Here is a 15110-nt window from a genome sequence, read left to right as displayed (position 1 = left end):
GGTTACTTGAATTGTTTAAGGAAACGAAGATCGTTTTCAAAGAACGCACGTAAATCATTTACGCCGTAACGCAACATGGTTAAGCGCTCTACGCCCATACCAAATGCGAAACCCGAGTATTTTTCAGGATCAATGCCAACACTGCGAAGTACATTAGGGTGAACCATGCCACAGCCTAGTACTTCTAACCATTTGCCATTTTTACCCATTACATCCACTTCTGCAGAAGGCTCTGTGAATGGGAAATATGAAGGACGGAAACGCACTTGTACTTCTTCTTCAAAGAAATTACATAAGAAATCGTTCAAGATGCCTTTAAGCTGAGCAAAGTTCACGTTTTCATCCACCAGCATACCTTCTACTTGGTGGAACATTGGCGTGTGAGTTTGGTCGTAATCGTTACGATATACACGGCCCGGTGCAATGAAACGGAACGGCGGTTTGCCATTTTCCATAGTACGGATCTGAACACCAGAGGTATGAGTACGTAGCATAAGATCTGGGTTAAAGAAGAAAGTATCGTGATCCGTACGTGCTGGGTGATCATCTGCAATGTTCAACGCATCAAAGTTATGGAATGCATCTTCAATCTCTGGGCCCGCTTCAACGTTAAAGCCTAGCTCGCCAAAGAACTGCTCAATACGCTCAACAGTGCGAGTGACTGGGTGTAAACCACCATTTTCAATACGACGACCAGGCAGAGAAACATCAATCGTTTCCGCAGCAAGTTTTGCTTCAAGTTCGGCACGTTGTAGTGCATCTTTACGAGCAGCAATGGCTTGTTGTACTAAGCCTTTTGCTTTGTTGATCTCTTGACCAGCGCTACGACGTTCTTCCGGTGGAAGTTTACCTAAGCTTTGTAATTGAAGGGTTAATTCCCCTTTCTTACCTAAGACTTGTACACGCACATCTTCTAGTGTCGCGACAGAGTCTGCCTGCTCTATTGCTGCCGTTGCATTGGCAATGATTTGTTCTAATTGCATCGTTTCCTCACCTACCATTCGGTAGTCCTGTGGATAGTTCAGTTCCTAATTGGCTTAACATCTGCCATTTTGCTCAACATCTTTATCACTAATCATTTTGACAACAATCCGTGCATTAAAAAGTTATGCAAAATGGCAATCTTGCTCATCATGATAAAAAGCCAGTGAAAATAGCCCTATATAGTAATGAATGCAGCCCATAAAGCCAAACTGAAATCCTATTAAATACGGCTTTATTTTTATCCATAATTTATTTGTCATGTCTATTTACGATTTCACGCTCGATTTTTATTCATTTACTGTCCAGAGTATGAATATTCCCCCATTCAACATCGAGAGAATTATACTAATGCTACCTTTACTGTCTCAGTGCAAACGTTACTCTTCATTACTGTTATTTAGCTCGATTGCCACTTTCTCTTCCATAGCTAACGGTCAAGAGCCACCTGAAGAGCAGCAAGGTTACACCACCCAAATAGTGGCCGATAAACTAGGCGTCATTTGGGGGATGGATTGGGTAAGTGAAAATCAACTATTGATGACAGAACGTAGTGGCCATGTTTACTTACTAGACGTCACTACCAAACAAAAATCTGAAATATCTGGCCTACCTGACATCAAAGTTTCTGGTCAAGGCGGTTTGTTAGATGTCGCTCGTTATATCGATTCAAATAAGCAAACTTGGTTTTACTTTACCTACGTGAAACCGCTGCAAGATGGCAATTCTGCAACCACTCTAGCTAGAGCTCAATTAGATATCACCAATAAAGCCTTAACCCAATGGCAAGATCTGCTCGTCACTGATTCAGCCGATGACAGCGGTAAACACTTTGGTAGCCGCATTACCTTTAATGACAAGGGTCATGTGTTCTTTGGCGTAGGCGATCGCGGTAATCGTGATAACGGCCAAAATATGGATAACCAAGCCGCGGCTATTTTGCGATTAAACATTGATGGTTCAGTGCCACAAGACAATCCATTTATTAAAACGAAACAAGGTAATGAAGCGATATGGAGCTATGGTCATCGTAATCCACAAGGTTTAGTTTACGATTCAAACCGAAAAATATTATGGGAAGTTGAGCATGGCCCACGTGGCGGCGATGAAATTAACATTATCAAACCCGGGCTAAATTATGGTTGGGCAAAAACTTCTCACGGCAAGGAGTACTGGGGACCACTTGATGTAGGTGAAGCAGAAACTCTACCTGGTATCGAAGCCCCTATCATGGTTTATGTTCCCTCTATCGCACCAGGTTCTGCGGTGATTTATAACGGCGATACTTTCCCACAATGGCAAGGAAATTTATTGATTGGCGCTCTCGTAAAAACTCACATTAATATGGTTTCATTAACACCTGATAACCAAGTAAAAGATGAAATTCGCTTGGTTGAAGATCTGAACGAAAGAGTTCGAGATATAACAATCGATGAGAAAGGCTTGGTTTATTTCTCAACGGATTCTGGGAGGTTGTATCAATTAAAGCCTAAAAAATAACATTCGAATATCAATCTTAAAATCAAAGCCAATAAGTGAAAGTAACCCGCTCTTATTGGCTTTATATTTTTCTAAGTCATTAACGCGCTAAATCAACCCTTTCAACTTAGCTAAACCATAAGCATTAACGGTTGAAGCATCTTTAATTTCTCCCGAAATGATCTTTTGTTCAAATTCAGTAATCGGTATTTTCTTGGCCACTAACCCTTCTTCTTCCGGATCTAGGTTGCGTTCTGTTTGCGTTAAATCGGTTGCTAGATAGATATGGTAGCCTTGATTGGAATAACCATAAGCAAGGTATTGAAAACCAACATAAACCATATTACCTGCCACTAGGCCAGTTTCTTCTTTTAACTCACCGGCGGCTAAAACGACAGGGTCGGCATCTGGGTTACTTTCCCATGCGCCTTGAGGAAACTCTAATAGACGCTGTTTAACCGCATAGCGATATTGCTCAACAAGGTAAACCTCATCATTTTGGATCGGTAAAATCACCACAAAATCAGGCTTTTCGACCACGCCATAAATACCTTTCGCACCGCTTGGTCGTTCAATTTTATCTTCGCGAACTGTCATCCATTTGTTTTGGTAAACCACTTCGGAATGCAGGGTTTTTATTTCATTCATTATTATGCCTTTCGTATTTATCCGCAGTTTATTTAATCTGAAAGGTAATATTGTACCGTAGAAACCACACGGATCTTTTTGATATAAGGTGTGTTTTTATCTCTTGGTGAAATGGTAAATTGACCTTGTGATGCTCGTTTTATTTTACCTAGTTGGCTATCAGAATCTTTGGCAAACTTTTCCGCCACTACGCGGGCATTTTTGGTCGCTTCTTCAATCATGGATGGTTTGATTTCGTTCAGGCCAGTGAAGATATATTCAGGCTGAGATGAATAACTATCTCCACTGAACACAATTCCTTGCTTGCCAAGTTCTGACATTTCAGCCATGACATTACGCACGATATCGATTTTATTTGAGTAAACCGTCACGGTTTGATTAGCGGAATAACGAAATTCAGCGCGAGAATTATCACCCCACTGTTGAGCCGATTTATCAACAATGGCTGGAGCACTAAAACTGATTGCCTCGGGAGAGACGCCTTTTAGCAAAAGAAAGGCTTTAATTTTTTCGGTGCTTTTATCAACCTCATTATACAGCGCAGATAAGTCATTATTGGCTAAGGTAAATTGGATCGGCCAAATCACCACATCGGCCTCGACTTCTTTCTCTGCCAGCCCTTTCACGTTCACGCTGCGTTCGTATTGTTTATATTCAATAGCGGCCGATCCTAGTTGGTAGCCTAACAAAGCCAGCCCAATACAAATAAATGCGCCGAGTAACAGTGCTGGAATCGTTTTATTATTGGAGGATACATTGGTCATATCTATTCCTTTATTTATTAATCAATTAACTAAGTGAAATTACGTCTAGAAAGTGGTGCTCACAACAGATATTAGACGAAGTAATAGTCAAATGATATGAACCACCTACACCTATCCCTAATAACACAGTACAATGCTGACCGATAAAATTGACGAGAAGAATCGTGAAGCTAAGTAAACGTCTACAACATATTGAATCTATGATCTCAAAGCAGGATTACCAACATATATGGGATTGCTGCTGTGACCACGGTTTTCTAGGCGCGGCATTGCTACAACGCCAAGCAGCTCCGTTTATTCACTTTGTCGATATCGTTCCCGAGTTAACCTCATTAGTGCAAGCACGCTTAGAGCAATTCTTTCACAACAGCCTCTCTCAATGGCAAGTCTACTGTCAAGATGTCAAAACACTCCCGCTAGAAAAGTATTCCGGTAAACAACTGGTCATCATTGCAGGTGTGGGTGGCGATTTAATGATGGAGTTTGTTCAAGCGTTGCAGCAGCAATATTCTCACTTAGAGATCGACTACCTATTGTGTCCGGTTTACCAACAATTTAACCTGCGTCAAACCTTAATCAATTTAAATATGAGCTTAAAGCAAGAAAAGCTTATCGAAGATAACGGTCGATATTATGAAATTCTTCATGTGTCTCACGAGGCTCCTCAAAGTCCGCAAGATAACATTCATCCCGTTGGTGAGCAGATTTGGTACTATTCCAATCAAGAACAAGCCGAACTGAATAAGCGCTATCTGCAAAAGACACTCACCCACTATTCACGCATGCAGCAAAGCGATCCTACGCAAGCTCAATTGCCCTTACAGTGGTACTCTAATATTCGTCAGCAATTAGACTTTTTCGATTAAAAACAGAAAAACCAACAAAACTGTATACAAAATTTAGTTTTTTTGTACCTAGAAGACTTCAATTTGAAAACCTAACAAAAACCACACAATTGATTTAAAAACAAACAATTAAATAACATTCCATCATTTTCACCTTCTCTTAAGCCAGAAGTTAAAATCAATTTTCTGTGCGCTAAAGCCAAACATTACAGAAAGATTGTTTACAATTACTATGTGCATTTTAATATAGCGCTATACTGTTTCTGTTCCGAACCAAGCAAATTTTGCTCGTAGAAAAAGAGTCCGACAATGAATAACGATAAACGTCCCCTATATATTACCTACGCAGGCCCAGTATTAATGGCCACCCCTCTTCTAAATAAAGGTAGTGGTTTTACCTTTGAAGAACGAAAAGAATTCAACCTTGAAGGGTTACTACCTGAAGCAACAGAAACCATTCAAGAACAAGTAGAGCGTGCCTATCTACAATATCAAGCATTCGAAAGTGATATGGATAAGCACATTTATCTACGTAACATTCAAGATACCAACGAAACACTCTTCTACCGTTTAGTGCAAAATCATATCTCTGAAATGATGCCGATTATCTACACGCCAACGGTAGGCGCGGCTTGTGAAAATTTCTCGAATATCTATCGCCGTGGCCGTGGCTTATTTATTTCTTATCCAAACCGTGATCGTATTGACGATTTGGTTAACAACGCCACCAGCCAAAATGTAAAAGTGATCGTAGTCACCGATGGTGAACGTATTTTGGGTCTTGGTGACCAAGGTATCGGCGGTATGGGTATTCCAATCGGTAAGCTTTCTCTTTACACCGCCTGTGGTGGGATCAGTCCGGCTTATACTCTGCCTATCGTGCTCGATGTGGGTACCAATAATCCGCAACGTCTTGCCGATCCTATGTACATGGGCTGGCGTCATCCGCGTATTACTGGCGCAGAATATGACAAATTTGTCGATGATTTCATGCAAGCTATCAAACGCCGCTGGCCTGATGCTCTTATTCAGTTCGAAGACTTTGCGCAGAAAAATGCCATGCCGTTACTTGAGCGCTATAAAGATAAAGTGTGCTGCTTTAATGATGATATTCAAGGTACGGCTGCGGTCACCGTTGGCTCATTAATCGCGGCTTGTCATGCGGCAGGGAGTAAGCTTTCTGAGCAACGAGTCACCTTTGTTGGTGCAGGTTCTGCTGGTTGTGGTATTGCAGAAGCAATTATCGCGCAAATGGTGTCAGAAGGATTAACCGATGAACAAGCCCGCGCTCAAGTATACATGGTAGACCGTTGGGGCTTACTGCAACAAGGTATGAAAAACCTTCTTGATTTCCAACAGCGACTCGTTCAAAAAAATAAACACCTAGAAAAGTGGCAAAGTGAAGATCAAGGCTACTCTCTATTAGATGTAATGCGTAATGCTAAACCAACGGTATTAATCGGCGTATCTGGCGTACCTGGCTTATTCAGCCAAGAAGTCATTGAAACTATGCATGCACATTGTGAGCGCCCTATTATCTTCCCCCTTTCCAACCCAACAAGTCGAGTTGAAGGGACTCCACAAGATATTTTCCAATGGACAAATGGTAAGGCGCTGATCGCAACAGGCAGCCCATTTGCGCCAGTGAAATTTGAAGGCAAGGATTACCCAATCGCCCAATGTAACAATAGCTATATCTTCCCAGGGATTGGTCTAGGGGTACTTGCGGTTTCTGCATCACGTGTTACCGATGAAATGTTGATGGAATCAAGCCGTGCGCTTGCGACCTGTTCACCATTAGCCTTAAAAGGTAAAGGGGCACTGCTGCCACCGCTAGAAGAAATTCATACGGTGTCGAAGAAAATTGCTTTTGCTGTAGCGAAAAAAGCCATCGAGCAAGGTGTGGCGCTTTCAATCACAGATGATGCGATTGAAGCGGCAATTGAAAATGGCTTTTGGCAACCAGAATATCGTCGCTATAAACGTACTGCATTCTAACCAGCTCGCTATAAAGTTTAAAATGCAGCTTATACCCAAAGTAATTGGAGTTGCAGTGAGGAGACAAGTGAATGAGGGCCCATGAGCATAGCTCGCCTATGTGATTGGGCGAATGAACGTAGTCAACAAAGATGCAGCTTCAAGTACGAAGGGTATAGATGCTGATAAATTAAACAATAATAACAAGCGAATGTAAGCCCACTTTAATATTTAAACAAAGTGGGCTTTTTTATTTTTCACCGTCTAATTACGCTGCTATTATCAAACGTCTAAAAGTACCCCACATAACAGGTAATATGGTATGGATGCTAACATGACAATAAACCGTGGTTTTTTATGTGGAACAAACTTATTTTTCACCGCTCTCGAGCATAGTTTATAGCTCTATGATCATAAGCCAAGATCGACTGCAATTAATCTTAAAATGGCTAACCCGAAGCTTAACCGCTCTGGGGATTGTATTTGTGCTCTTTCTCAGTGGCATTGTACTTATCGACCGGCTGATCAGTTGGCAAACACAAGATGCTATTTATCACGATATAGCGGATGTTCCTCAATACAATCTTGGACTAGTATTAGGCACCAGCAAATATATTGGCCATACTTTAAATACCTATTACTCGCATCGAATTGAAGCGGCGATTGAACTGCACCGAAGAGGAAAAGTAACAAGCTTCCTACTTAGTGGTGATAATGCACACCGCTCCTATAACGAGCCATGGACAATGAAGCGAGATTTGCTTAAAGCAAATATTAAAGAAGAGAATATTCATCTTGATTATGCAGGTTTTAGAACTCTCGACTCTATCGTTCGAGCAAAAGAGGTTTTTCTTGCTGATAACTTTTTGATTATTACCCAAGACTTTCATTGTGAACGAGCTCTCTACATTGCTCAGTATTACCATATTAACGCCCAATGTTTAGCGGTTCCCGGCCCTGTTGAAACATCCGGCTTATCCATTCGTATTCGTGAAGTTTTTGCCAGAACAAAAGCGTTCTTAGATTTGTATATTTTACACTCACAACCTAAATTTTTCGGCCCAATAAGTCCGATTAAAGAGACCAACTTGCAAAGCTCACCTACCAACTTACCGACTGATTTAAAAGCAGAAAATGGTGAAGATGAGCCCGAAGTTAATTAGATTAAATGAGCTTCTTTAATACTTCCACGCGATTACGGCCGTTTCTTTTGGCATGATATAAAGCTTCATCTGCTCGAGCGATCATTTCTGTCACGCCTTCACCAGGTGCCATTTCAGTGACACCAAAGCTGCAAGTCAGTATTCCAACTTCAGGCCATTGATAACTTTCAACCGTCGAACGAATACGCTCAGCAACCTGTGAAGCTCCCTCAATATCAGAGTTGGGACAAAAAATGATAAACTCCTCACCACCCCAACGAACTAAACGATCATCTTCTCGTAACTTCCCATAAACTAACTCAGCAAACTCACGAAGCACTTGGTCACCAACATTATGACCAAAAGTATCATTTACTGCTTTGAAGTGATCCAAATCGACATAAATCATCGATAAGCGTGACGACCCCCATCGAACACGGCGTGCGAGATTATCTAACCATTCACGAATCGCTCGACGATTGCATGCTCCAGTCAGTTCATCTTTGGTGGCAATCAAGGATACTTCGCTATATTTCGTCTCTAGATCTTTATTCAACTGATTCAAATTTTCAGCATGGGCGGCCATTTTCAGCACGCGCTTTCTCGATTGAAACAGTTCATAAAACAAAAATATTAATGCAGCCACAATCCAAGTTGATAGCAAAACAAAAGCAAAAGCTTGTGGGCTTAAATAGTCACCTTTAAAAATGATTTTATTCACCGTGATTGTATGATCACCGAGTACTGAACCTGAATCTGTCGCAATTTGAATCATAGAAACGTTATCCACTTTCACACCAGATTCTTCAATTGCCACATTATAATCAAACAGCCACCAAGTCAGAACTTGAAACTTGTCATAGCCAATTTCTTTGCCGCCTTGAGCAAAACCAGCATGGTACTCAATCCCGTTATATTTCAGCGTATTATCATCTTTAGGGTCAAAAACCTTAGGCTCATAGTTTCGAATATTCACTCTAACTTTTGCAGTATTCTCTTGTACCCCTTGATAATCAATATCGAGGAATACACGGTCATAGCCAGATAAATCAACACCTTGGGTAACATCGTCCGACAAAGTAATGGTCATTTCACAATAAGGCCATGGGTAATCACTTTTCACAAGCCGACAGGACATGGTTGGCGTATCACTATCCAGGTTTAAACTTACTTGGCTATTACCTCCTACCACGCTATCAGATGCCACTTTATATGGATAAACTTTAGGCGACATTTCCAGTGTTTTATCATGGCCAAAAAAGTAGTAACTGATTGATAGAAATACGTTAAGTACAATAATTACAAGTACAACTTTAATGTATAGCTTATTTAGCATCTTCATTCCTTGTAAATCAGTACCCTCATGTTAGTTAAAGTCTTGGCTCTTTAATTCACAACGAGAATTTTAGTCTATATCGAGGCATTAGATTATTACTCATAACTTCTCACAATTTATTATATATTATATGGTCATCCTTCAACGTAGCAGAGTTGTTACAATATAAGGACGCCAATAGCCACATAATCTATAATGACAATTAAATCATTAACTAAGGAGTAATGAGTACAAAGCCATCTAAAATTTCGATAGACTAGACAAAATTAAACATTATGAGCAAAAATATGTCATTAAATATCACTGGAACCCTATCTAAACTTAGTTCTCGCTTAAACTCAGAGCAAGCCAATCAGGTTGAATATGCTTTACCAGTTGGTGAAGAAAAAATTGCGCTCAACCCTTATATTGGCCACACCATTACCCTAGCTCATACTGGCAATATTTTCTGCTCATCATGCGGCAAAAAAACCAAAAAAAGCTACTCGCAAGGCCATTGTTTTGTATGTATGAAAAAGCTAGCGAGTTGCGACATGTGCATTATGAAACCAGAGACCTGCCACTACGATCAAGGCACTTGCCGTGAGCCGCAATGGGGTGAAGACAATTGCATGGTCGATCACTACATCTACCTTTCAAACACCTCAAGCATAAAAGTGGGTATCACTCGCCACACTCAAATTCCAACGCGTTGGATTGATCAAGGTGCGACTCAAGGCCTACCAATTTTTAAAGTGAAAACACGTCATATTTCAGGCTTAATCGAAGTTGAACTAGCTAAGCACATTGCCGATAAAACTAACTGGCGCACGCTGCTAAAAGAAAATGGTGAAGATCTCGCGTTAGAAGAAAAGTTCGCCCAGCTATTGCCTTTGATCCAGCCGACGATTGAGGAAGTGAAAAAACAATTTGGCGATGATGCCGTCGAAGTATTATCTTCCGAGATCACCCCAATTGACTACCCGGTAGAGCAGCACCCAGTCAAGATTGTCTCGCATAACTTTGACAAGAACCCTATTGTGACGGGTCAATTACAAGGTATCAAAGGACAGTATTTAATTTTAGATACTGGTGTGATTAACATCCGAAAATTCACCTCGTATGAAGTGAAGTTTAGCGATTAAGCAGAAAAAACAGCCACCAAACAGAAGAATATGTACTCTATTTGGTGGCTTTTTTACTAATGGAGATCAATCCACCCACTTATCACGTGAGGTGAAACCGTCGATGTAGACCATTGGGGTCATAGCGTTCATTCTTTCGATTATAGAATCCGTCATATTGTCTAATTCATCAGCTGTTGGTGAGTAGTCTTTTGTTCTATGCTGCCCTATAAGCTGCTCAAGAAACAACCCATAGTAATACCCCTCATATCCCTTAGCGTCATTATCGAAATATCGATTATAAAGCGAGTAGCTTGAGCCCAAGTTAATTGACTTTTCAATTAACTTATTATCTTCTATTCCATTTTCATGGTTTATTGTTAAGAGTAATTTTATCGCTGGAATGTAATTATGATTCGCTGCAATAGTCAGTAATTCTCTCGCCATAGAAAATAGCTCAGGAGTGCTAGCTTCATGTGGAGATTTATAACCCTTACTACTAATAATCGTATCCACATAATCCATCAATGGTTGATAGTAATGATTCTCCGCAAACCGAATCACTTCTTTAAGGTAGTGCTGACGGCTTTCTGCTGAATGTGTGAAATTATAATTATTTGAAAAATACGTTTCATGCTCAATCACTGAGCCATCAGGCTTTAGCATGCTTAATAAGAAATATTGAGCCCGCAAATCACCTTGTTTGGCTTTTTGCTTAAATAATTCAATTGCTTTAGTTAAGCTTTCTTGAGTACAGTTCTTTTCACCAAAATAAACAAGACAACCCTCTCCAAAAGGAGAAAGCTCAAAATAAGCATTAGGGTTGCCTTGCTCTGCGGATTTTTTATAAAGCTGCAAAGCTGGGTATCTATTTTTGACACTTGAATCAAAAATCATTTTGGCATACCAAAATTGCGCATCAGCATCCCCTTTATCTACCAAGGGCTTTAGCTGTTTTATAGCTACGTCATGGCGACCATGCTGAATATTCACCAAAATATCGTATAACTTATCGCCCGGCTTTACGGTGCTGGAAATATACGGATCATCCGATTTTTTATTAACATTGACATCAATAAATGGCTGAAAAAGCGCAATATCGTCTTCTGGGTTAGGCGTGTAGTCATTACAACCCATGAGCCCAAGCGTGAAAACACACAATAAAGTACTGATAGATAACTTAAGATAACGCGGCATTAATCGTCCACTCCATAATAAATTCTTGTTTGGTTTCAATTTCATTATCCGTATTACGGATTTGAATGGCTTTGCCTGTGTCCTTTGGATTCTCTACCATTGAAATTGGGTAAGCATGATAACGACGCACTTTAACCTTGGGTAAAGTCACATAACTACTTTGATAGCTATTCGCTAGTGGGTCTTCTAGTTCATCCAAATACGTCAACACCATGTTTTGACAAAGCTCCTTAGAGTTCAATTCAAATAATCGAATCGCTTGGCTATTATCCGCATTACCAAACGTCTTCACAAACCTCGCCAGCTTAAACCAATTATCCTTAAACGACTCCCACTGCAAAGGCTTATCTTGCAATATTGCTGGGTCATTATTCATGCGAATCAAGCTTTCTTTCCATTGGCGTTTTGAGCTGATGTTGTCATTTTCATCATCCACTAACCATTGCATGATTTGTACGATAGATTGAGCGAGGCGTTGATTGCTTTGTGCTACATTATACTGACCACTTGGTTTATCTTGCTCCATTATCAAGGTAACAAATAAATTGCGCAGTGTTTCAGGTGGCAATTTAGTCACCCAAGCCTTCATTGTTGCTTGTCTATCTGTCCTTATGATATTAGTCGCCAACAACGGCGCATACTCTTTACTCAAGGTACTTTGCTTATACTCCGCCCATGTCGATACTGGCATCAATAACACATCCGCCACCGTTAAACCCATGGTCATAGCGAGCGTTAATACATTATTAAGTAACGCAAAGTCTTCATTCTCGCCGTCTTTGTCGACATCACCAAACACCGCTAAACGCTTAAAGTCGTGCTGCTTTAGCACCCCAAGCAAGGTATCGACAAATCGGTCTACCCCTAACATGTCTATATTAATGGCGAGTTTACCTGAGGCACCCGGCCCCATCACCAATTTTGCTGAGCTAACCAACACTAACACGCCACCTTGAAACAATAAGCGAAACTCACCTTTAGCCCCCGCGCCAAAGGAGGCAGAAAGCTCACCATTAATGCTACCTAGTTTTTTCTCGTTTGTGTCTTTTGGTGGCCACCAATAAACAGTGGCCCCTAAAGTGCCTCCGGCTTCAACCCCTGCAAAAGCATCCACGGTAACGCCCGCTTCCGCAGCATAATCGGCGCTTACTGGGCCAGAATTCAGCACATTCGTGGACTGGATATTGGGGTCAAAGGCCGTCACAGAACTGCCCTTTAGTCCAAAATTACCACTTCCGGAATCAGAAGGCCCAAACGCTACCTTGCCACTTAGCTGGCAAGATGCGCCGGCTAAACCATACACTGAGCCTTCAATTTTGGCCGCTAAGCAACCCGCTTCGTATTCATGCTTATCATCATGAAGATCAACGTAGGCTAATGTCAGGTCATAGCCTTTGACATCTTTGATGTCTTTAACACCCTCATTATTGCCTTTTTTAAACGGCAACCAAAACATAAAGCTGGCTTGCGCTTGCAACAACGCAAAATTCGCCGATACTTCACCCGAGCCGCCCAGTTGTTTTGGGTTCTTTCGCATATTTTGGTCATTGCTTAATGGCGTATTTAAGGTTGCTGCCGCTTTGCTACTAAAGCGGAACAACTGCGCCCCGGCATCCGCGCTGTATTGCGCTTCTTTACCATCTGGGCTTATGCCATTTTGATAATGGTAACGGTCTGACCAAAATGCGGTATCAAATTTCTTCTCTTTGGTCAGTGGAAATAAATCCAACTTCACCTCTGGATCGTTCAACTTTTCAAGCGCATCCGATAATGAATTAGCTGGCGTTGCACCATTGGATTGTTGGCTCGCAAACTGAATTTGACCAGTAATATTGCGCACATGCCCTTTGGCCAGCAAACATAAATCATCACTATTTTTTTCTGGCATGTACCACGCCGGACCACGCAGGTAAAACAGCTCGCCGCTCGACATCAAGCTGCATTCCACCACCTGTAAATCATTGAGCTCGGCCTGATTCTCAAAACCCGCTTTATTTTTCATTTTGGGTTGGTAACTGTTATCCCACAATAAAGTGAGCTTAGCGGGCATAGAGGCCACAAAAGGAGATTCAAATTCTAAGGTAGGATTTGGCGATTCCAATCGAGATTGCGCAAGGCTTTTTAAGAACGCAATACGGGCTTTAGCGACCTTTTTCACCCATAACAATTTATTAAAAAGCTCATCAAGCGGCAGTGTTGTGCCCAATACTTGCGCTAAATTCTTTTGGTGCTCGGTTATCGTATTATCAATTAAGGCAATTAACGCCAAGCTTGGGTAGTAAGACCAATCGAGCGTCACGTCATTCACTGATGCTTCTACCTCTTCCGTCGCACTACCACCTTTAGATTGAATATAAAGCTCTTCTATCAAATCATCTTTTTCAATATCAATCACTTGATTTGGTAAGCGCCAGTCCGGAATTTTTTCATTTAATACTTTCGGCCCTTGGTTTGCTGGGCTATCACCTTCTAATTGCGCCAAGGTTAAACATTGCTCTTTAACCACCAAACCTTGTCGATTTAGGTTACTCACCGCGGCGGAATACCAATTCACACCATAAGGAGATTGTGCCTCTTGAGGTTGTTGAATAAGTGCGCTTAATTTTGCTTTCGCTTTATCATGAGGCAACTGAGCAATCGACATTTCATCATGATTGTCAGAGAGCATTTTTGCATATTTTTCAATCGTCTCTTGTTGCTTGCTGGTGAAGTATTTTAACTCTTCTCGATACACAAACTCAGTACCATCATCCGAATTCATCTCTTCCGCTTTATCAATCGCCGCCTCTTCCATGCTTTCTATTTTGTCGGTAATGTCATCAAGCACCGTATGATGTAATTGATCCAATAAATATTGGTCAGCTTTGGCTTGTCGGTCACGCTCAACTTTAGCCGTATTGATAGAGGCACCTGAAATCGCATCCACCCCAGAGCGAGCTAACTCCATCTTTTGCTGCATGGCATCCGCTTGTTCAAAATGGCTTTGAAGCTTCTCAACATAGCGTTTCCAATACTTAACTTTGCTTTTTAAGCCGCCCATGTTGATATTGGCCTTTTCTGCCATATCGTAGAGAACATCAAACGGATCGCTATCGGTCTCTTTGTATAAATAACGCGTGATCACCAATTTAAATAAATTCAGTGTTTTATAATCACCTGCGTTTTCTTGCGACATAAATTGTTCAAAATGTTTTGCAGCAAATTTAGATAACACCCCTAATTTGCTTAAATTCTGAGTGGTGGTTTTTACGTCATCGTCCACTATCGTGGTATCTAGCAGCACTTTTTCTTTTTCAATAATTTTCTTCGCATCTTCGGTGATGCCATACCAACACTTATTACCGGTTTTTGGATGAGCCGGTAAGTATAAAATGTCCGCAAAATCAAGCGGCTTGCTACATGTATCATCACCACCTGCGAGTTTTTCTGGTGGTTTAGGTAGTTCAATACGACTACCATCTAAAGGAACACTTTCAATCGCCGGATCGGGTAAGGTTAATTTATCCCCCTCATAAATGAGATCGGGGTTTTTAATTTGCTCGCTATTTAAGCTCATCAAAACGTCTTTGGTGGTATTAAAACGTTCCGCCAGTATGCTTAAACAGTCATTTTTTAATATTGTGTATTGTTGAGCCATG

11 protein-coding genes are annotated in these 15110 nt (G+C 41.1%); 5 read left to right on the top strand and 6 right to left on the bottom strand.

All coding sequences use genetic code 11. The features are described 5' to 3' along the window. Positions 1–2 precede the first annotated feature (2 nt). Positions 3–983, bottom strand: coding sequence for a phenylalanine--tRNA ligase subunit alpha (pheS, locus tag K358_RS0113465; RefSeq protein WP_038150220.1), 981 nt, complete (start codon positions 981–983; stop codon positions 3–5). A 349-nt stretch (positions 984–1332) separates the two neighbouring features. Here pheS and K358_RS0113460 point away from each other — a divergent pair, with 349 nt between their 5' ends. Continuing rightward, complete coding sequence (locus K358_RS0113460) at positions 1333–2481, top strand: PQQ-dependent sugar dehydrogenase (protein WP_051241315.1); 1149 nt, start codon at positions 1333–1335, stop codon at positions 2479–2481. Between the two features lie 87 nt (positions 2482–2568). On the opposite strand, the gene K358_RS0113455 is transcribed toward K358_RS0113460, so the two are convergent. Both K358_RS0113455 and K358_RS0113450 read right to left on the bottom strand, forming a co-directional pair. After that, complete coding sequence (locus K358_RS0113455; RefSeq protein ID WP_027697308.1) at positions 2569–3108, bottom strand: NUDIX domain-containing protein; 540 nt, start codon at positions 3106–3108, stop codon at positions 2569–2571. A gap of 32 nt (positions 3109–3140) precedes the next feature. Continuing rightward, complete coding sequence (locus tag K358_RS0113450) at positions 3141–3872, bottom strand: SIMPL domain-containing protein (RefSeq protein WP_027697307.1); 732 nt, start codon at positions 3870–3872, stop codon at positions 3141–3143. Positions 3873–4036: 164 nt separating this feature from the next. On the opposite strand from K358_RS0113450, the gene K358_RS0113445 reads away from it, so the two are divergent. The 3 genes from K358_RS0113445 to K358_RS18545 all read left to right on the top strand — a co-directional run bounded on the left by K358_RS0113445 (position 4037) and on the right by K358_RS18545 (position 7857). Then, positions 4037–4738 (top strand): tRNA (adenine(22)-N(1))-methyltransferase, encoded by a 702-nt coding sequence (locus K358_RS0113445; protein WP_027697306.1) that lies wholly within the window; start codon positions 4037–4039, stop codon positions 4736–4738. 288 nt (positions 4739–5026) lie between these two features. After that, the gene (locus K358_RS0113440; protein WP_027697305.1) at positions 5027–6715 is read left to right on the top strand and encodes an NAD-dependent malic enzyme; all 1689 of its coding nucleotides are present in this window, start codon (positions 5027–5029) and stop codon (positions 6713–6715) included. Positions 6716–7101: 386 nt separating this feature from the next. Beyond that, complete coding sequence (locus K358_RS18545) at positions 7102–7857, top strand: SanA/YdcF family protein (RefSeq protein WP_038150171.1); 756 nt, start codon at positions 7102–7104, stop codon at positions 7855–7857. Position 7858: 1 nt separating this feature from the next. Here K358_RS18545 and K358_RS0113430 read toward each other — a convergent pair whose 3' ends face one another. Next, a complete protein-coding gene (locus K358_RS0113430) occupies positions 7859–9172 on the bottom strand; it encodes a GGDEF domain-containing protein (protein ID WP_051241314.1) in 1314 nt (437 codons plus the stop codon). Positions 9173–9459: 287 nt separating this feature from the next. Between K358_RS0113430 and K358_RS0113425 the strand changes: the two genes are divergently transcribed. Continuing rightward, positions 9460–10296 carry a DUF2797 domain-containing protein gene (locus K358_RS0113425; protein ID WP_027697303.1) on the top strand — a complete coding sequence of 279 codons (837 nt, stop codon included), beginning with the start codon at positions 9460–9462 and terminating at the stop codon, positions 10294–10296. A 66-nt stretch (positions 10297–10362) separates the two neighbouring features. On the opposite strand, the gene K358_RS0113420 is transcribed toward K358_RS0113425, so the two are convergent. Both K358_RS0113420 and K358_RS0113415 read right to left on the bottom strand, forming a co-directional pair. After that, complete coding sequence (locus tag K358_RS0113420; protein WP_342341432.1) at positions 10363–11511, bottom strand: tetratricopeptide repeat protein; 1149 nt, start codon at positions 11509–11511, stop codon at positions 10363–10365. Further along, entirely contained in the window at positions 11456–15109 is a 3654-nt protein-coding gene (locus tag K358_RS0113415; RefSeq protein ID WP_038150169.1) for a LysM peptidoglycan-binding domain-containing protein, read from the bottom strand. Before K358_RS0113415 ends, K358_RS0113420 begins: the two co-directional genes overlap by 56 nt. Position 15110 lies beyond the last annotated feature (1 nt).

This window comes from Vibrio litoralis DSM 17657 (genome assembly GCF_000426765.1).
Lineage (GTDB): Bacteria > Pseudomonadota > Gammaproteobacteria > Enterobacterales > Vibrionaceae > Vibrio > Vibrio litoralis.
The sequence above is the reverse complement of the archived record's forward strand: the minus strand, read 5'-3'. Positions and strand labels throughout refer to the sequence as shown.

What these genes read in the sequence shown, in the direction of transcription:
- pheS (WP_038150220.1), bottom strand. Translation starts at nt 983, where the DNA reads ATGCAATTAGAACAAATCATTGCCAATGCAACGGCAGCAATAGAGCAG.
- K358_RS0113460 (WP_051241315.1), top strand. Translation starts at nt 1,333, where the DNA reads ATGCTACCTTTACTGTCTCAGTGCAAACGTTACTCTTCATTACTGTTA.
- K358_RS0113455 (WP_027697308.1), bottom strand. Translation starts at nt 3,108, where the DNA reads ATGAATGAAATAAAAACCCTGCATTCCGAAGTGGTTTACCAAAACAAA.
- K358_RS0113450 (WP_027697307.1), bottom strand. Translation starts at nt 3,872, where the DNA reads ATGACCAATGTATCCTCCAATAATAAAACGATTCCAGCACTGTTACTC.
- K358_RS0113440 (WP_027697305.1), top strand. Translation starts at nt 5,027, where the DNA reads ATGAATAACGATAAACGTCCCCTATATATTACCTACGCAGGCCCAGTA.
- K358_RS18545 (WP_038150171.1), top strand. Translation starts at nt 7,102, where the DNA reads ATGATCATAAGCCAAGATCGACTGCAATTAATCTTAAAATGGCTAACC.
- K358_RS0113430 (WP_051241314.1), bottom strand. Translation starts at nt 9,172, where the DNA reads ATGCTAAATAAGCTATACATTAAAGTTGTACTTGTAATTATTGTACTT.
- K358_RS0113425 (WP_027697303.1), top strand. Translation starts at nt 9,460, where the DNA reads ATGTCATTAAATATCACTGGAACCCTATCTAAACTTAGTTCTCGCTTA.
- K358_RS0113415 (WP_038150169.1), bottom strand. Translation starts at nt 15,109, where the DNA reads ATGGCTCAACAATACACAATATTAAAAAATGACTGTTTAAGCATACTG.